At 68.9% G+C, this 17,349-nt stretch carries 19 protein-coding genes and 2 pseudogenes; 10 read left to right on the top strand and 11 right to left on the bottom strand.

Translation table 11 applies throughout. From position 1 onward, the window contains the following. Positions 1 to 7: 7 nt before the first annotated feature. On the top strand, positions 8 to 865 hold the full coding sequence (locus ASD25_RS08385; RefSeq protein WP_056616200.1) for an alpha/beta hydrolase: 858 nt from the start codon (positions 8 to 10) through the stop codon (positions 863 to 865). Positions 866 to 971: 106 nt separating this feature from the next. Continuing rightward, the gene (locus ASD25_RS08380; protein ID WP_056616198.1) at positions 972 to 2,417 is read left to right on the top strand and encodes an AMP nucleosidase; all 1,446 of its coding nucleotides are present in this window, start codon (positions 972 to 974) and stop codon (positions 2,415 to 2,417) included. Here ASD25_RS08380 and ASD25_RS31825 read toward each other — a convergent pair. The 7 genes and pseudogenes from ASD25_RS31825 to ASD25_RS08350 form a co-directional block, all read right to left on the bottom strand. Continuing rightward, a complete protein-coding gene (locus ASD25_RS31825) occupies positions 2,410 to 2,637 on the bottom strand; it encodes a hypothetical protein (RefSeq protein WP_056616195.1) in 228 nt (75 codons plus the stop codon). The genes ASD25_RS08380 and ASD25_RS31825 overlap by 8 nt on opposite strands. Beyond that, entirely contained in the window at positions 2,634 to 2,879 is a 246-nt protein-coding gene (locus tag ASD25_RS31820; RefSeq protein WP_056616192.1) for a hypothetical protein, read from the bottom strand. The genes ASD25_RS31825 and ASD25_RS31820 overlap by 4 nt, the downstream gene beginning before the upstream one ends. Before the next feature lie 20 nt (positions 2,880 to 2,899). Beyond that, a complete protein-coding gene (locus ASD25_RS08365) occupies positions 2,900 to 3,655 on the bottom strand; it encodes a creatininase family protein (protein ID WP_056616189.1) in 756 nt (251 codons plus the stop codon). A 60-nt stretch (positions 3,656 to 3,715) separates the two neighbouring features. Beyond that, a complete protein-coding gene (locus ASD25_RS08360; protein WP_056616184.1) occupies positions 3,716 to 4,309 on the bottom strand; it encodes a TetR/AcrR family transcriptional regulator in 594 nt (197 codons plus the stop codon). Continuing rightward, positions 4,309 to 5,636: pseudogene (locus ASD25_RS08355) on the bottom strand (DHA2 family efflux MFS transporter permease subunit); the annotation flags it as partial. The pseudogene ASD25_RS08355 and the gene ASD25_RS08360, both read right to left, overlap by 1 nt. Before the next feature lies 1 nt (position 5,637). Continuing rightward, positions 5,638 to 5,931 (bottom strand): annotated as a pseudogene (locus ASD25_RS31815) (MFS transporter); the annotation flags it as partial. Positions 5,932 to 6,101: 170 nt separating this feature from the next. Further along, complete coding sequence (locus ASD25_RS08350; protein WP_056616181.1) at positions 6,102 to 7,214, bottom strand: HlyD family secretion protein; 1,113 nt, start codon at positions 7,212 to 7,214, stop codon at positions 6,102 to 6,104. A 123-nt stretch (positions 7,215 to 7,337) separates the two neighbouring features. On the opposite strand from ASD25_RS08350, the gene ASD25_RS08345 reads away from it, so the two are divergent. Continuing rightward, a complete protein-coding gene (locus ASD25_RS08345) occupies positions 7,338 to 8,618 on the top strand; it encodes an NAD(P)/FAD-dependent oxidoreductase (RefSeq protein WP_056617096.1) in 1,281 nt (426 codons plus the stop codon). After that, complete coding sequence (nth, locus tag ASD25_RS08340; protein ID WP_056616178.1) at positions 8,615 to 9,352, top strand: endonuclease III; 738 nt, start codon at positions 8,615 to 8,617, stop codon at positions 9,350 to 9,352. Before ASD25_RS08345 ends, nth begins: the two co-directional genes overlap by 4 nt. A 3-nt stretch (positions 9,353 to 9,355) precedes the next feature. Here the strand turns inward: nth and ASD25_RS08335 are convergent, their stop codons facing one another. Beyond that, entirely contained in the window at positions 9,356 to 10,228 is an 873-nt protein-coding gene (locus ASD25_RS08335; protein WP_056616176.1) for a RimK family alpha-L-glutamate ligase, read from the bottom strand. 91 nt (positions 10,229 to 10,319) lie between these two features. On the opposite strand from ASD25_RS08335, the gene ASD25_RS08330 reads away from it, so the two are divergent. Then, complete coding sequence (locus tag ASD25_RS08330) at positions 10,320 to 11,342, top strand: adenosine kinase (RefSeq protein ID WP_056616173.1); 1,023 nt, start codon at positions 10,320 to 10,322, stop codon at positions 11,340 to 11,342. On the opposite strand, the gene ASD25_RS08325 is transcribed toward ASD25_RS08330, so the two are convergent. The 3 genes from ASD25_RS08325 to ASD25_RS08315 are packed head-to-tail and all read right to left on the bottom strand — an operon-like array spanning position 11,329 to position 12,658. Beyond that, the gene (locus tag ASD25_RS08325; RefSeq protein ID WP_056616170.1) at positions 11,329 to 11,871 is read right to left on the bottom strand and encodes a Smr/MutS family protein; all 543 of its coding nucleotides are present in this window, start codon (positions 11,869 to 11,871) and stop codon (positions 11,329 to 11,331) included. The two genes, ASD25_RS08330 and ASD25_RS08325, sit on opposite strands and share 14 nt — an antisense overlap. Continuing rightward, positions 11,868 to 12,128: a helix-turn-helix transcriptional regulator gene (locus ASD25_RS08320; RefSeq protein ID WP_056616167.1), complete on the bottom strand. Its 261-nt coding sequence runs from the start codon at positions 12,126 to 12,128 to the stop codon at positions 11,868 to 11,870. The genes ASD25_RS08325 and ASD25_RS08320 overlap by 4 nt, the downstream gene beginning before the upstream one ends. Before the next feature lie 23 nt (positions 12,129 to 12,151). Further along, complete coding sequence (locus ASD25_RS08315) at positions 12,152 to 12,658, bottom strand: DUF2975 domain-containing protein (RefSeq protein ID WP_056616165.1); 507 nt, start codon at positions 12,656 to 12,658, stop codon at positions 12,152 to 12,154. A 724-nt stretch (positions 12,659 to 13,382) separates the two neighbouring features. Between ASD25_RS08315 and rdgB the strand changes: the two genes are divergently transcribed. Genes rdgB through ASD25_RS08290 form a run of 5 tightly spaced genes read left to right on the top strand, consistent with a single transcriptional unit; the run spans position 13,383 to position 17,299 of the window. After that, the gene (gene rdgB / locus ASD25_RS08310) at positions 13,383 to 13,985 is read left to right on the top strand and encodes an RdgB/HAM1 family non-canonical purine NTP pyrophosphatase (RefSeq protein ID WP_056616161.1); all 603 of its coding nucleotides are present in this window, start codon (positions 13,383 to 13,385) and stop codon (positions 13,983 to 13,985) included. Continuing rightward, positions 13,978 to 15,141: a radical SAM family heme chaperone HemW gene (gene hemW, locus ASD25_RS08305; RefSeq protein WP_056616159.1), complete on the top strand. Its 1,164-nt coding sequence runs from the start codon at positions 13,978 to 13,980 to the stop codon at positions 15,139 to 15,141. The genes rdgB and hemW overlap by 8 nt, the downstream gene beginning before the upstream one ends. A 42-nt stretch (positions 15,142 to 15,183) precedes the next feature. Then, on the top strand, positions 15,184 to 16,056 hold the full coding sequence (gene rsmI / locus ASD25_RS08300; protein ID WP_056616156.1) for a 16S rRNA (cytidine(1402)-2'-O)-methyltransferase: 873 nt from the start codon (positions 15,184 to 15,186) through the stop codon (positions 16,054 to 16,056). Next, the gene (locus ASD25_RS08295; RefSeq protein ID WP_082572282.1) at positions 16,053 to 16,487 is read left to right on the top strand and encodes a YraN family protein; all 435 of its coding nucleotides are present in this window, start codon (positions 16,053 to 16,055) and stop codon (positions 16,485 to 16,487) included. The genes rsmI and ASD25_RS08295 overlap by 4 nt, the downstream gene beginning before the upstream one ends. Beyond that, entirely contained in the window at positions 16,484 to 17,299 is an 816-nt protein-coding gene (locus tag ASD25_RS08290; protein WP_056616153.1) for a SirB1 family protein, read from the top strand. The genes ASD25_RS08295 and ASD25_RS08290 overlap by 4 nt, the downstream gene beginning before the upstream one ends. Positions 17,300 to 17,349: the final 50 nt, after the last annotated feature.

The raw sequence follows: 17,349 nt of genomic DNA, 5'->3' as shown, positions 1-17,349 counted from the left end.
GGAATGCATGACCCGCAGAGGCCTGTTCGCCCCCGCTCTCGGCCTGATCGCCTCGGCCTGTTCGCCGCTCGGCATGCTGAACAATCTCGGTCCGCGCGACCGCGGCGTGAGGCGCGTGGGCCGCGACATCGCCTATGGCGACCACCCCCGGCAGAAGATGGACGTCCACGCCCCGACCGAGGCGGGCGAGCGGCCGTGGCCGCTGCTGGTCTTCTTCTACGGCGGCGGCTGGGACAGCGGCGAGCGGCAGCTCTACGCCTGGGCCGCCCAGGCGCTGGCGGCGCGGGGGTTTGTGGTGGCCACGCCGGACTACAGGCTGGTTCCCCAGGTCCATTTCCCGTCCTTCATCGAGGATGCGGCGGCGGCGACCGCCATGGCGGGTCGGATTGCCGCGCGGTACGGCGCTGACCCCGCCCGGCTGGGCGTCATCGGCCATTCCGCCGGCGCCCATCTGGCCATGATGATCGCGCTGGACCGCCGTTACATGCTCGCGGCGGGCGCGCCGGACCTCATCAAGGCGGCGGCGGGTCTGGCGGGCCCCTATGACTTCCTGCCGTTCGACGTGCCCGCCTCGATCAACGCCTTCGGCCGTGTTCCGGACCCGACCCTGACCCAGCCCGTCACCTTCGCCCGCGCGGACGCTCCGCCGCTCTGGCTGGGCCACGGGACCGACGATGTGGTCGTCCACGCCGAGGACACGACCATCCTGTGCGACCGGATGAAGGCGGTCGGCGGGCGCTGCGAGGCGAAGCTTTACCCCGGGCTGAACCACGCCGACCTGATCGCGACCTTCTCGCCCCTTTTCCGCAGGAAGGCGCCGGTGCTGGACGACGTGACGGCCTTCCTGCATCGCGAACTGGGCTAGCGCTCAAGCCGCGAGCGACCGCGTCGCGAGCATAGCGCAACAAGGAAGAAGGCCACGCAAAGCGTGGCCGTCTCGCCAAGGTCACGATCTTCCGCTAGAGGAGGCCATGACAGAAACGATGAACCCAACGGCGGCGCTGGACCGTCTCGAAGAACTCTACAACCAGTCCGTCTCCAACCTGCGCACCGCGGTGGGGACCTTCCTCCGGACCGGCGAACGCGCCGATTCCGAGGCCCGGGCCAAAGGCCTGTTCTCCTATCCTGAACTCAGGGTCAGCTGGTTCGGCGAACGGCCGGCCAATCTGGAGCAGCGCGCCTTCGCCCGCATGTCCCGCCCCGGCGTCTATTCGACCACCATCACCCGGCCGGACCTGTACCGCCCCTATCTGCTGGAGCAGTTGACCCTGCTGGAAGCCGACTACGGCGCTACCTTCGACGTGCGCCCGTCGGAGCAGGAAATCCCCTTCCCCTATGTGATGGACGGCTCGGACGTCGCCCTCGACCGCAGCCAGACGGCCGCGGTCGCGCGGTATTTCCCGACCACCGATCTGGCCCACATCGGCGACGAGATTTCGGACGGCCTGTTCGATCTGGACAAGGACTTTCCGCTGGCCCAGTTCGACGGCCTGCGCACCGACTTCTCCCTGGCCCGCCTGCGCCACTACACGGGCACGCCGGTCGAGGACGTGCAGAGCTACATCCTCTTCACTAACTACAACCGCTACGTCGACGAGTTCGTGCGCTGGGCCTGCGCCCAGATCGCGGATCCGAACAGCGCCTATGAGAAGCTGGTCTGCGCCGGCGGCATCGAGATCACGCGCGACACGCCAAACCCGGAAACCGCCGTCATGGACGCGGCCTGGAAGAAGCACCAGATGCCCGCCTATCACCTGACGGCGCCGGGCTGGAAGGGCATCACCCTGGTCAACATCGGCGTCGGCCCGTCCAACGCCAAGACCATCTGCGACCACCTCGCCGTGACCCGGCCCCACGCCTGGATGATGATCGGCCACTGCGGCGGCCTGCGTCCGTCGCAGAGCATCGGCGATTATGTGCTGGCCCACGCCTATCTGCGCGACGACCACGTGCTGGACGCGGTGCTGCCGCCCGACATCCCGATTCCGAGCATCGCCGAGGTCCAGCGCGCCCTGTACGACGCCGCCAAGATCGTCTCCGGCGCGCCGGGCGAAGAGGTCAAGCGGCGCCTGCGCACCGGCACGGTGGTGACCACGGACGACCGGAACTGGGAGCTGCGCTATTCCAAATCGGCGCTGCGCTTCAACCAGAGCCGGGCCGTGGCCATCGACATGGAATCCGCCACCATCGCCGCCCAGGGCTACCGCTTCCGCGTGCCTTACGGGACGCTTCTCTGCGTCTCGGACAAGCCGCTGCACGGCGAGATCAAGCTGCCGGGGCAGGCCAACCGCTTCTACGAAGGTTCGATCTCGGAACACCTGCAGATCGGCATCCACGCCATCGACCTGCTGCGCGCCGAGGGCAACCGCCTGCATTCGCGCAAACTGCGCGCCTTCGACGAGCCGCCGTTCAGGTAGCTTTCTTCAGCCGCTTCGCATTGGCGACGGCAGTGTGGTGGATCGGGCGCAGGGCGTCGGCCTGACCCTTCAGCAGGGCGCTGTTCATGGTCAGCATCCGGGTCGCCGCGCGGCTCCACCAGCCGACGGCGTAGCTGTATTGCGCCTGCATCGCCGCCGCCGGGGTCGAGGCCGAGGCGATGGAGGTCGCGGCCTTTGAGGCCAGCCCCGCTTCCGTCATGACGCTGGAGCCGACCCGCCCGCCGATGTCGCCTCGACCTTTTCGGTGCTCATCAGCGACATTTCCTTCAGGTCGATCTTGCGCGGATCTGTCATGCCCGCGGCCATGATCTCCATGCGGGCGTTGATCACGTCGCCCGCCGCCTGCAGCATCTCCCCGCCGGACAGGGCGGTGCTGGCCGCCCGCGCGCCGTCGCGGGTCAGGCGGCGGCCGGTTTTGATGGCTTTGTCGAACTGGGTCATGGGCAAGCCTTGGGCCGCTTTCAGACGCCCGGCAAGACCTCGGCCGAGAAGTCGGCCACATCCTTGAGCAGGGCCGGGACCGCCGCGTCGATGATGCTCTGTCCCTTCTCGGGGCTGGCCTGCGCCGGGTCCGAGCCGATGCGGCCGTCAGGGAAGCGCGCCCGATAATCTAGGGCGTCGCGGATCGGGCCGCTGGGCGCGATCTGCGGACTGTAGTCGGCCGTCTTGATGCGATCCGGCCAGGCGGCCTGGGTCACCGCGATCTCGGAGGGCGTGGCGTGCATGCCGTGGCCGGTCGGGAACATGCGATTGCACAGGCCGTGCACCCCCGGCAGATCCCACCAGTTCTTCAGCTTCAGCACGAATGGCGGCTGCTCCTCGACGAAGCTCCATTCGGCGTAGATCTCGGCGAAGGTCGCCTCGATGGTGGCGACGTTGCCGCCGTGACCGTTGAGGAAATAGATCCGCTCGAAGCCGTGCCGGCTCAGCGACGAGACCCAGTCGGTGATGGCGGCCATGAAGGTCGACGGCCGCAGGCTGATGGTGCCCGCGAAGGCCAGATGATGCTGGGCCATGCCGATGTTGAAGGTCGGGGCGACCACGAGAGTCTCGTCCTGCGCCTCGGCCGCGTGGGCGATGATTTCGGGGCACATCCAGTCGGTGCCCAGCAGACCGGTCGGGCCGTGCTGTTCGTTCGAGCCGATGGGCACGACGACGGTCTTCGTCGTCTTCAGCCGCGCATCGATCTCGGGCCATGAGGAGAAGTGGATCAGCATGGGAACGCTCCGGTCAGGTCAGGCGCGGTCTATTCCGATTGGGCGGGCAGGCCAACCGTCTCAGACGGCGAACGCGCGCAGAAAACGCCGGGCGGCCTCGGCGGCGCGGGACTCCACGTCGAAAGCAGGATGCTCAATCCCCAGCACGCCGCGCAGGTGGCCGTGCCCCAGCACCATGCCCGCGAACATCTCGGCCGCCGCGTCGGGATCGGGCACGCCCAGCAGTCCCTTGCCGTCCTGTTCGGTCAGCCAGGCGGACAGGCGGCGCAGGCCCTCGGCGGGGCCTGCCTGATAGATGGCCCCGGCCAGCTCCGGATCGGTCGGGGACAGCAGGGCCACGCCGCGCATCGACGAGCCCGCCGTCTTCGCCAGCAGCTTTTCCAGCATGCCCGCGGCCATCGCCGTCAGCACCGTCTCCGGGTCGCCGCCGGTCCGCAGCGGCGCGCTGATGGCGTCGGAGCGGCGGGCCGCCAGCGCCCGGCCGATCTCCACCTTGGACGGGAAGCGGTTGTACAGGGTCTGGCGCGACACCCCGGCCCGGCGCGCGATGGCGTCCATCGAGGTCAGGGAGCCCTTCTCCGAAAACAGGGCCAGGGCCGCGTCCAGGATGGCCTCGGTCTTGGTCTCGTCGATCTGTCCGGCGATGCGGGGCATCAGTGAGCGTCCAGCGGCGGTGCGCTCGCGGCGGGTTTGGCCGGGCGCGAGAACAGGGTGACGAAGGCCGCAAAGGCGCAGCCCACCGCCAGCATGGCGAAGGCGTCGCCGAACGCCAGCGTCGTCGCCTGTTTATACAGCATGCCCGAGATCGCCTTCATCGCCGCCCCCGCTGGATCGATCGACCCGGCGAACCGCTCCTGCATCCCGGCCAACATGGCCTGCATGCCGCCGTGGGTCACGGAGATGTTCTGGGTCAGCTCGCTCATGTGTGAGGCGGTGTTGGTGGTCAGGGAGGTGTTGAGCAAGGCCAGCCCGAAAGCCCCGCCGACATTGCGCGACAGGTTCACCAGCCCCGAGGCGTTCTTGACCATGTGCGGCGGCAGGGTCGACATCGTCACCTGCTGGGCCGCGATCATCGCCATCATCACCCCGGCGCCGCGCAGGGCCTGAACCCCGGCGAACTGCCAGAAGCCCCATTCGCTGGTCACCGCATGGGCGTCCCACATGCCCCATGCGCACAGCATGAAGCCGCCGAACATGAGAATGCGCGCATCGACCTTGCGCACCAGACGGCCGGCGAAGGGCGCCGTGGCGAACATGGCCAGACCCGAGACGACCATGGTCGTGCCCACTTCGGCCGCCGAATATTCGCGCACCCGCGACAGGAACAGCGGCAGCAGGAAGGTGCCGCCGAACAGGGCCGCGCCGACGGTGAAGGTCATCACCACCCCGACCATGAAGTTCCGGTTGGTGAAGGCCCGCAGCTCGACCACGGGGTTGTGGTAGGTCAGCGACCGCCAGATGAAGGCCGGCCCGGTGATGGCGGCCAGAACGGCCAGCCACAGGATGAAATCATCGGAGAACCAGTCGTTCTTCGACCCTTCCTCGAGCACGAATTGCAGGCTCATCAGGAAGGTCGCCATCAGGCCGAGGCCCCACCAGTCGAACCCCTTGGCCAGCGACGGATCGCCCTTGTCGAAATTGGCGTAGCGGCCGACGAGGAACAGCACCAGCAGTCCGGGCGGGACGTTGATGAAGAACAGCCAGCGCCAGCTCAGCCATTCGGTCAGGTGTCCGCCCAGCGTCGGTCCGACGGTCGGGGCCAAGGTCACGATCAGGCCCATGACGACGCTGGCCGTGATGCGCTTGTCGGGAGGGAAGGCGGTGAAGGCGACGGCGAAGACGGTGGGGATCATGGCCCCGCCGACGAAGCCCTGCAGGGCCCTGAAGAAGATCATGGCGTCGATCGACGACGACAGGCCCGTGGCCACGCTCATCAGCATGAAGCCGGTGCAGGAGACGAGGAACACCTTCTGCGTTCCCCNGAAGAAGATCATGGCGTCGATCGACGACGACAGGCCCGTGGCCACGCTCATCAGCATGAAGCCGGTGCAGGAGACGAGGAACACCTTCTGCGTTCCCCACAGCCGCGACAGATATCCCGACAGGGGGATCATCACGACCTCGGGGATCAGATAGGCGGTCTGGATCCAGCTGATCTCGTCGGCCGAAGCCCCGACCCCGGCCTGGATCTGCGGCAGGGACGAGGCCACGATCTGGATGTCGAGGATGGCCATGAACTGGCCGATCACCATGCCGGCGAAGCCCAGCAGCAGGATNCCGACCCCGGCCTGGATCTGCGGCAGGGACGAGGCCACGATCTGGATGTCGAGGATGGCCATGAACTGGCCGATCACCATGCCGGCGAAGCCCAGCAGCAGGATCGTCCAGTTGATCTTCGGCTCGGCCGGCGGCGCGCCTGCTCCGACCGCCGCGGGGGCGGCGGCGGTCACTGGACCGCGACGCCCGTGTTCGCGGCGGCCGTGGTCACGGTCCCGGTCGCGGCCTGGGCGAAGTTGAGTCCGCCGCGGCTCTTCAGATCGACCTTGACCTCGACCGACAGGCCGGGCCGCAGCGCCGCCGCCGAAGCGTGGTCGACGCGGATGCGTACGGGCACGCGCTGGGTGATCTTGGTGAAGTTGCCGGTCGCGTTCTCGATCGGGATCAGGGCGAACTCCGAACCGGTGGCCGGCGAGAAGCTGTCGATGTGACCGGTCAGATGCTCGCCCGGGAAGGCGTCGGCGCTGATCTCGACCGTCTGGCCGATGCGCAGGCGGTCGACCTGGGTCTCCTTGAAGTTGGCGACCACATAGGCGTCGCCCAGCGGCACGATCGACAGGATCTGGCCGCCCGGACGGACGTACTGGCCGACGCGCACGCCGCGCGCGCCGATCACGCCGCCGACCGGCGCGCGGATGACGGTGCGGTCCAGCGCGATGCGGGCCTGTTCGACCTGGGCGCGGGCGACATCGACGGCGGCCAGGCTCTGGCTGCGGGTCGAGCCCAGCACGCCGGCGGTGCGCTGTTCGGCGACCAGCGCCGCCTGCGCTTCTGCGACCGTCGCCTGCGCCGTGCGCGCGCCGGCCTGTTCGGACTGGATGCGTTGTTGCGAGACCCAGCCCTGCTCGGCCAGCTTGCCGTAGCGGTCGACCTGTTGCCGGGCCAGATCGGCCTGGGCCTGCGCCTGCGCCACGCCCGCGGCGCGCGAGGCGATCAGGGCCTGTTCCTGGGCCGCGCGGGCGTCGACATTGCCGACGGCGGCGATCACCGAGGCCAGATTGGCCTCGGCCTGGGTCAGGGCGGCGCGCGCATTGGCGTCGTCCAGCCGGATCAGGATCTGGCCGGGCTCCACACGCTGGTTGTCGGCCACCAGCACCTCGACGACATAGCCGTCGATCTGGGGGCTGACCTCGGTGGTGTCGGCGGCGACGAAGGCGTTGTCGGTCGCCTCCCACCGCTGCTTGCCCTGCCACCAGACCACACCGCCGATGACGACGGCCACGGCGACGACGGCGCCGACGATCAGGGGAAGGCGTTTTTTCAACGCGGGCGACAGGGCCATTGGGATGCTCGAAGGAAGGTGTGTCGGGGAGGACGGCGTTAAAATGGACGATAGTGTCCAAAAATCAAGAACGCTTGTTTCGGCGGTCCAACACGTCTTGTTTCGGATCGTTTGGAGTTCGTGATGTCCGCAGCCCGCCCGCCGTCCTCCGTCGATGTCGCCATAATCGGCGCTGGCGCCGCCGGCATCGCCGCCGCTCGGGCCCTGGCGGGCGCGCCGCTGGAAGTCGTGGTGCTCGAGGCGCGGAACCGGATCGGCGGTCGGGCGCATACCATCGACATGAACGGAACCGGCCTCGACATGGGCTGCGGCTGGCTGCACTCGGCCGACGAGAACGTGCTGGCCGGCATGGCGGAGGCGCAGGGCTTCACCGTCGACCGGACGCCGCCGCCGTGGGAAAGCCAGGCCTTCAACCACGAGATGTCGTCGGCCGAACAGGCGGAGTTCCGCACCGCCTTCGCCGCCTTCGAAGCGCGGCTGGCCGAGGCCGCGGACCGCGGCGAGGAGGGGCCGGCCTCGACCCTGTTCGAACCGGACGACCGCTGGAACCCGCGCATGGACGCCATCTCCGGCGCCCTGAACGGGGCCCGGTTCGCCGAGGTCTCGATCAGCGACTACGACGCCTACCGCGACACCGGGGTGAACTGGCGCGTGGCCGAGGGCTATGGGCGGATGATCGCCGCCCTGGGCGCCGGACTGCCCGTCGTCTCCGACTGTCCGGTCGCCTGTATCGACCGCACCGGTCCGGTCCTGAAGCTGCTGACGGCGAAGGGGACGGTCGAGGCGCGCGCCGTCATCGTCACCGTCCCGACGGATCTGATCGCCCGCGAGTCCCTGCGTTTCGACCCGCCGCTTCCGGCCCTGGTCGAGGCCGCCGCTGGCGTGCCGCTGGGGCTGGCGTCCAAACTGCATATGACGGTCGAGGGCGCCGACGACTTCCCCAAGGACAGCCAGCTGTGGGGGCGTTCCGACACGGCCGAGACCGGCGGCTATCACCTGCGTCCCTTCGGTCGGCCCATGATCGAGGGCTGGTTCGGCGGCGACATCGCCCGCGCGCTTGAGGCCGAGGGCGAGGCCGCCTTCTTCGCTTTCGCCTCGGACGAACTGGTCCATCTGCTGGGCTCGAACATGCGCCGCCGCCTCGCCCCGGTCGCCGCCTCCATGTGGGGCGCCGAGCCGTGGTCCATGGGCGCCTATTCCCATGCCCTGCCCGGCCATGCGGATGATCGTACGCGGCTGCGCGAGGCGGTCGAGAACCGGCTGTTCTTCGCGGGAGAAGCGACGGCTGAAGCCTTTTACGGCACGGCTCACGGGGCTTGGATGGAGGGCGAGCGGGCAGCGCGTCAGGCGCTGTCGGCGCTGGGACTTGACCCTGGCCGCGGCCGCGGCGACGACGAGGCATGAAGCCGCCCAAGGCCCGTTCGAAACCGCCGGTCAAACGCCCCGCAGTCATGACCGGCGCGGTCATCCCGACGCTCGGCTGGCCGCCTGACGAGGACCGGGTCGACGCCATCTTCGACCGGCTGTCGACGGTCATGCCCGAGCCGAAGACCGAACTGAATTTCTCCAGCCCCTACACCCTGGTCGTCGCCGTCGCCCTGTCGGCCCAGGCCACGGACGTCTCGGTCAACAAGGCGACCGACAAGCTCTTCAGGGTCGCCGACACCCCGGAGAAGATGCTGGCGCTCGGCGAAGAGGGACTGGTTCCGTACATCGCCTCGATCGGCCTCTACCGCGGCAAGGCGAGGAACGTCATCGCCCTGAGCCGGATCGTGCTGGAGCAGCACGGCGGCGAGGTGCCGCTGAACCGCGCCGACCTTCAGGCCCTGCCCGGCGTGGGCCGAAAGACCGCCAGCGTGGTCCTGAACGAACTGGGGATCGAGGCCGCCATCGCGGTCGACACCCACGTCTTCCGCGTCTCGCACCGTCTGGGTCTGGCCAATGCCGCCACCCCCGACAAGGTCGAGGCCCAACTGTTCAAGGTCGTGCCCGAGCAATGGCTGCCCAAGGCCCACCACTGGCTGATCCTGCACGGCCGCTACACCTGCACCGCGCGCCGGCCGAAATGCAGCGCCTGTCTGATCAGCGACCTGTGCCCGTCTCGGCTGGATCTGGTGGCGATGGGCGAGGCGGCCTGAATCTCAGGCCAATCGGGATCGAACCGCCTCAGCGAAGGCGAGTCCCTTGTCGGGCGCCGATCCCAGATAGAAGTCCGGCTCGATCAGCTCAGCCTCCATCAACAGCCAGCGGCCGTCGGCGTCGGGAGCCATGTCGATGCGGGCGTACAGCAAATCCTCGCCTAGCGCCGCCAGCGTCGCTTTCGCCAGAACCAACGCGCCCGCCGGCGGTTCTGGCAGGGCGGTGTAGCCGCCGCCGTACTGGACCTGCACCCGGAACTCGCCGGGCACGGGGCGTTTGTTGACGACGTGGCTCAGCTTTCCGCCGAAGAACAGCAGCGAGGTTTCGCCCTCTGTCTCGATGGTCGGCAGATAGGGCTGGATCATCGCCGGACCCTGCGGCGCGTCGGTCAACCGGTCGCCGCGGGATAGACGCAGCGTCTTCCACGCCCCGCCGGAAATGCGCGGCTTGACCACCAGCAGATCCGCCCCGAAGCGGTCGAAGGCGGCATCGACATCGGCCTGCGTCGGGCTGTCGATCCAGACTGTGGCGGGCATGGCAATGCCCTTGTCGGCCAGCCGTCGCAGATAGCTCTTGTCCGAATTCCAGCCCAGCACTGACGGCGGGTTCAGCATGGTCAGCCCGGCGTCGGCCCAGGTCGCGCAGGCCTGCATCCAGCGGTCATGGTCGCGGTGATAGCCCCAGACGATCAGGGGCAGCACCAGCGAGAACCGCCTCAACGCCGAGGCGTCGACAACATGCTCTGTCCACGGCGTTGGCGCGACGGTGATCCCGGCCAGCGACAGGGCTTCACCCAGCCGCTCCAGCACGCCCGGCCATTGGCCGGCGTAGGAGGGGTCGGACGGATCGGGGGTCAGGACGGCGACTTCGGTCATGATCGCGTCTTAGCGAACCGACGACAAATGCATAAGGTTTTCCTTATGGGTTTTTAGTGACGCGCGGCCGGGGGTCGGCTATGGGCGGCCCATGACCCAAGCCCCCTCCTATGATGTCTGCGCCGTCGGCAATGCGATCGTCGACGTCCTCGCCCCCTGCGACCCGTCCTTCCTGACCGCCCAGGGCCTGACCGCCGGCTCGATGCAGCTGGTCGATGCGCAGCAGAGCGGAGCGCTCTACGCCGCCATGGCCGCCGGCGTCGAAGCCTCGGGCGGTTCGGCCGGCAACACGGTCGCCGGCGTCGGCTCCTTCGGCGGTCGCGCCGCCTATATCGGCAAGGTGGCCGACGACACCCTGGGCGGCGTCTTCACACATGACATCCGCGCCGCCGGCGTCGCCTTCGAGACGCCCCCGCTGAAGGACGGCGCCGCCTCGGGCCTCGCCACCGGCGTCTGCATGATCAATGTCACGCCCGACGGCCAGCGCACCATGTGCACCTTCCTGGGCGCCGCCAACCAGCTGGAGGCCGCCGACATCGACACCGATCTGATCGGCGCCTCGGCCATCGTTTATCTGGAAGGCTATCTGTTCGACCCGGCTCCGGCGCGCGCCGCCTTCGAGGCCGCCGCCGCCGCCGCCCACGCCGCCGGGCGCAAGGTCGCCATCACCCTGTCCGACACCTTCGTCGTCGCTCGCTGGCGCGCCGAACTGCTGGCCTTCATCGAAGCCTCGGCCGACATCGTCCTGGCCAATGAGGGCGAACTGGCGGCCCTGTTCGAAACCGAGGACTTCGACGCCGCAGCGACCCGTCTGGCCTCCATGGTCGAGGTCGCCGCCATCACGCGGGGCGCCGACGGTTCGGTGGTCGTGTCGGGCGACGAGCGCGTCCCCGTCGCGGCCTTCCCGGTCGACAAGGTCGTCGACACCACGGGCGCCGGAGACCAGTACGCCGCAGGCTTCCTGCTGGGTCTGGCGCGCGGCCTGTCTCTGGAGGACGCCGGCAAGCTCGGCTCGCTGGCCGCTTCGGAGGTCATCGCCCACTGGGGTCCGCGTCCGATGACGTCGCTGGAAGCGCTGGCGAAGAACGCCGGCCTGACGCTCAACCCCGCCTGATCGTCACATACAGCGCCCCGTCGCCGCCGTGATGGCGGGCGGCCGAAGCGAAACCCGAGACCACGCCCCTCAGCGCCGGTCCCTGCAGCCATTCATGGACCGAGGCGCGGATCACCCCGGTCCCGCCCCGGCGGCCCTGACCGGTGATGACGAGCACCGAGCGATAGCCTCGCGCCTGCGCCCCCAGCAGGAAGGCCGTCAGCGCATCCTGCGCCTGGAAACGGCCGAAGCCGTGCAGGTCGATCCGCGCCTCGATGGGATCGCGTTCGCGCGACAGCCGGCGCTGGCGGCGCGGCTCCAGTTCCTCGGGCAGGCCGCGGGGACGGGCTGGAGCGACGGAGGGCGCGTATGGCAGGGGCGCGCTCCGTGTCCTTGCAACGCCCTTCGGATGCGGCGCGGCAGGCGGATCGATAATGGCGGCGCCGGGAATGATCCGGGGCGCCTTCTTCGGTTTCGCGGGCGTGACCGAACCGGCGACGCGGGCCCAGATGCGGCGGTCGTCGGGGCTCAGGTCGTCGCGGCGGCTCATGTCGTGCCGGGCGCGGTCCCGTCAGCGTCCTCGTCGGAGCCCGGATCCTGCGGTCCGGGCGTCTGGACCAGCAGATCGCCCGGCTGGCAGTTCAGCTCCCGGCACAGGGCGTCCAGCGTCGTGAACCGGATGGCGCGGGCCTTGCCGGTCTTGAGGATCGACAGGTTGGCGAGAGTCACGCCGACGCGGTCGGCCAGCTCGGTCAGCGACATGCGCCGTTCGAGGAGGATACGATCTAGCTGGACGCGGATGGCCATGGCGGGGCTCTAGCGGACCTTTTTCAGATTGTCAGTTCGGATTCGCGGCGCAGGCGCGCGCCCTCGCGAAACACTTCGGCGAGGACGAAGACGACCAGGACGGAAAAGGCGGGGGTCACGAGGTCGAACATGCTGGGCGGCTCGAGCGCGCCGCGGACCAGCCGCGACACCAGCGTCTGGCCGATCCAGGCGCCGCCGGTGACGACGGCGAGGGTCAGGCCGATCTGCTTCAGCCGGCTGACATTGGCGGGCTGGAATGGGTCGCCGATGCGAAGGCTGTACACGATGCGGCGCAGGTGGCGCAGGATCAGGGCGAAACCGCCCAGATAGCCGGTGATGGCGCCCACGCCGAACAGGACATAGGCCCGGGGCACGGGCACGCTGGTGCCGCCGTCGTCGGACGTGGCGGTCAGACCCAGGGGGCCCATCGGCACAAAGGCCATGAAGATGAAGAAGAGGGCAGCGGCCAGTGTCAGCAGCGCCAGGATCCAGAAGGCGGCCCCGAGGGCGACGCCGAGAAGGCTGGACATGGATCCGGGGCTGATTCCCGGAAGGGCAGGCGGGCGAATCCCGAGCGGTATCGTCTTCGGGAAGCGCATGGGCGGGCCTCGTTTCAGGCCGGGGGTCGGGGCGAGGATGCCGCGCGGGGTCCGGCGAACCCACACGCGGGCTTATTCATCGCGATTGTCATGCCGATCGTCAAAGCTCCTGCGAGACAGAGAAGAATCNGGCGAGGATGCCGCGCGGGGTCCGGCGAACCCACACGCGGGCTTATTCATCGCGATTGTCATGCCGATCGTCAAAGCTCCTGCGAGACAGAGAAGAATCACAGGGCCTGGATCAGGGTGGCGACCAGGGCGGTCGGCAGGGCGGCGAGCAGCATGGCGTTCAGGACGCCGTGGCCAACCTTTTCGATGAAGTAGGAAGCGTTCATGGTGTTCATGGTCTTTCTCCGTAGTTCCTGAGTGAGGGATGCTTTCACCCCTCGTTCGTTGTTCCGCTGCATCGATCTTGCCGGTTNAGGAAGCGTTCATGGTGTTCATGGTCTTTCTCCGTAGTTCCTGAGTGAGGGATGCTTTCACCCCTCGTTCGTTGTTCCGCTGCATCGATCTTGCCGGTTTCGGCTTGTTCGGGGAACGTCGCGGCGTCCGTTCTTGAAGACATAGATAGGACGTGCGTTGAAGGAAGTCATGTTACATATCGTTTAACGATATTAAAATTTGGCAATGGAATGTAACGGAGCGCGTGATCGGGATGAAACTCAAGCTTATCAAAGGGATGCGTCTCGTTGTGGCGACCCACAATCCCGGCAAGGCCGTGGAGATCGACGACCTTCTGGACGGACATTACGAGGTGGTCACGGCCGCGAGCCTGAATCTGCCGGAACCGGACGAAACCGAGAGCACATTCGTGGGCAACGCTCTTCTGAAAGCGCGCCATGCGGCCGATCTGGCGGGCGAGGTCGCCCTGGCCGATGACTCCGGGCTGTCCGTGGCGGCGCTGGACGGGGCCCCGGGGATATTTTCCGCGCGGTGGGCCGGACCGGACAAGGATTTCGCCTTCGCCATGCGCCGCGTGGAAGAAAGGCTCAAGGAGATCGGCTCTGACGACAGGCGCGCCTGGTTCACCTCCGCCCTGGCCGTAGCCTGGCCCGACGGGCCTGCGGTGGTGGTCGAGGGCCGGGTCGACGGCCTGCTGACCTTCCCGCCGCGCGGCGATCGTGGGTTCGGCTACGATCCCATCTTCATTCCCGAGGGCCACGACCGGACCTTCGGCGAACTGGACCCGGCGCTGAAGGATTCGATCAGCCATCGCGCCCGGGCGTTCGCCAAGCTGAAGGCAGCGCTGATTGACTGATCCGGTTCCAGATCCCGGAGACGACGTCGCCCTGTACGTCCACTGGCCGTATTGCGCGCGCATCTGCCCGTATTGCGACTTCAACGTCGTGCGGAACCGCGGGCGGAAGCAGGAACAGGCCGAACTGGTCGCGGCGATCCTGGCCGATATCGAGGCACAGGCGGCGCTGACCGGGTCGCGTCGGCTGGCGTCGATCTTCTTCGGCGGCGGCACCCCGTCGTTGATGGCTCCTGAGGCCGTCGGGGCGGTGATCGACCGGGCGACGGCCCTGTTCGAACCGCGCGGACTGATCGAGATCACGCTGGAGGCCAATCCCACGGACGCCGAGGCCGACCGGTTCGCCGCCCTCGCGGACGCAGGCGTCAATCGCCTGTCGCTGGGTGTGCAGGCGCTGGACGATGCGGCGCTCGCCTTCCTTGGGCGCAACCATTCGGCGGATGAGGCCCGGCGCGCCGTCGCCGTCGCGGGCCGCGCCTTCGACCGCCTGTCGATCGACCTCATCTACGCCCGGCCCGGCCAGACGCCGGATGGGTGGGCGGCCGAAATGACCGAGGCGCTGAACATGGGGTTCGAGCACGTCTCGCCCTATCAACTGACCATAGAGCCGACGACCGCCTTCGGCCGCGCTGTGGCCCGGCACGCCTGGACGCCCGCGGATGAGGATCTGTCGGCCGCCCTCTACGAGACCACGCAAGGCGTGCTCGAGGACGCGGGGTTCGAGGCCTATGAGGTGTCCAACCACGCGCGCGGCCTTGCGGCCCGGTCGTCGCACAATCTGCATGTCTGGCGCGGCGGCGACTATCTGGGCGTTGGCCCGGGCGCGCACGGGCGGCTGACGCTGGGCGGCGTGAGGACGGCGACCGTCGCGGAGCGGGGGATCGGGGGCTATCTTACTGGCGTCGGAGCCGGGACGCCCTGGTCGGAGCGCACGCCCCAGTCGCCGGCCGAGGCGGCGGAGGAAAAGGTGCTGCTCGGTCTGCGCACGGTCGAGGGAGTCGGGCTGGACGTGCTGGCCATGCTGGACCTGTCGCCCGAGAAGGCGCCGTTGGCCGGATTGATCGCGGACGGCTTCCTGTCGCGAGATGGACAGCGGATCGTGGCGACGTCCCGAGGCCGGCCCGTGCTGGACGGCGTCCTGCGCGCCCTGCTCGTATGACCGCCCTTGAGCGGCGCGGCCCCCTCGGGCACGGTCCGGCCAATGTCTGACCCCTCGCCGTTTCCGCCGACCGCCCCGCCGCCGCGCACCGTGGCGTCCGGCCTCTATCTGGTGGCGACGCCGATCGGGAATCTGCGGGACATGACCCTGCGGGCGCTCGACGTGCTGGCGGCCGCCGATCTGGTGCTGGCCGAGGATACGCGGGTGACCGCCAAACTGCTGTCGGCCTACGGGCTGAAGGTGCGGCTGGAGCGCTGCGACGATCACGCCTCGGCCCGCGCGGCGGAACTGGCTATCGAACGGCTGCGCGAAGGGGCGGTGGTGGCGCTGGTATCCGATGCGGGCACGCCGTTGGTGAGCGACCCGGGCTTCGTCGTCGCCCGCGCCGTAATCGCCGAGGGCCTGCCTGTGCATCCGATCCCTGGCCCCTCCAGCCTGCTGGCGGCGCTGTGCATCGCCGGCCTGCCCGCAGACCGGGTGCTGTTCGCGGGCTTCCTGCCGCCGAAATCGGGCGCCCGGCGGACCATGCTGGAAGAGGTGCGGACCGCGCGCCAGACGCTCGTCTTCTTCGAAAGCGGCCCGCGACTGGCCGACAGCCTCGCCGACATGGCCGCGGTGCTCGGCCCGCGCCCCGCCGCCGTCGCCCGGGAATTGACCAAGCTTTACGAGGAATGCGTCCGCGGAACGCTGGCCGAGCTGGCCGTCGATCCACGCTGCCAGTCGCCCAAGGGCGAGATCGTGGTCGTTGTGGGCCCCGGCGAGACCGAGGTCGCCTCCGAAGCTGACGCCGATGCGGCCTTGGCCGAGGCCATGACCCGCCTGCCGCCCGGCGAGGCCGCCGCCGAGGTGTCCCGGGCCCTGAACCTGCCGCGCAAGCCGCTCTACAAGCGGGCGCTGGAGATGCAGGGCCGGTGAAGCCGCCTGCGATCCGGCTGAAGGCGCCGAAGGCGGTGCGCGTCAAAAGCGACTGGCGGGTCGGGCTGGGATCGAAGGCGCACCGCGCCGGCCACGGCTCGGAATGGCTGGCCGCGGCGCTGCTGATGCTCAAGGGCTATCAGATCCTCGGCTTCCGCCTGAAGACCCGCGCCGGCGAGATCGACATCCTCGCGCGGCGGGGCCGGACGCTGACCGTAGTCGAGGTCAAACGCCGAAAGACGCTGGAGGCGGCGCTGCTCGCCCTGACCCCGGATCAGTTCGACCGCCTGCTGGCGGCGGGCCGGGCGGTGTTGCGTCAAAGACCCAGCTTGGCCGGTCACGTGTTGAGAATCGATATGGTGGCGCTGGCTCCCGGGCGATTTCCGCGCCATCGTCGCGGCGTTGACGCCTTCGGGAGGGGCGCCGAATGACCCGCGATGACGCGATCTCCATCCTGACCGACGCCGGACAGGCCGAGGACGACGCCTTTCCGCTGCTCGAGGCGGCGATCGCCTGCGCCATCCACGACTACCCCTTCCGCGATCCGGAACCGGCCCGGACCCTCGCCAACCACGCCGCCGAACGGCTGGCCGAGCGGATGCTCGGCGAAAGCCCCGATGACGCCCTGACCGAGACCATGGCGGCCGACCTGCGGCTGAACGGCGACCTGCTGCACTACGACGACCCGGCGAACACCGACATCATCGATGTGGCCGAACGCCGGCGCGGCCTGTCGGTGACGTTGGGTGTCTTCTATCTCGACGCGGCCCGGCGGGCGGGGGTGAAGGCGCAGGGAGTCGACTTCCCCGGCCATTTCCTGCTGCGTGTCGAGACCCCCGAGGGACCTGTGGCGCTGGACCCGTTCAGCCAGGGCCGTCTGGTCCTGCCGTCGGAGCTGACCCGCCGCGCGTTGCGGGCCGGTCTGACGCCGCACGTGGCTGACCGGCTGGACGTGCTGATGGCGCCGGTCAGCGAGCGTCAGGCGTTGATCCGGATGCAGAACGTCCTGTTCAGCCGCGCAATTCGCGCCCAGGATTTCGAAGGCGCTGAACGCTCGGCCCTGCGCCGCGCCCTGCTGGACCCGGAGGATCACCGCCCCTGGCTGGACGTGGCCGCGGCGCGCGAGAAACAAGGCGCACTGACCGGGGCTCTGGAAGCGCTATCGCAGGCCCGGACGCTGGACGATCCGATGGAGATCACGCGCCGCATGTCGGTCGATCGGGTGCGTCTGCAGCTCAACTAGGCTTGCGCCGCCGCCTCCCGCTGCCCATTAGCCAAGGCTCACCGCCTGCA

Source organism: Brevundimonas sp. Root1423 (assembly GCF_001426805.1).
This window is presented reverse-complemented; position numbering and strand designations above follow the sequence as displayed.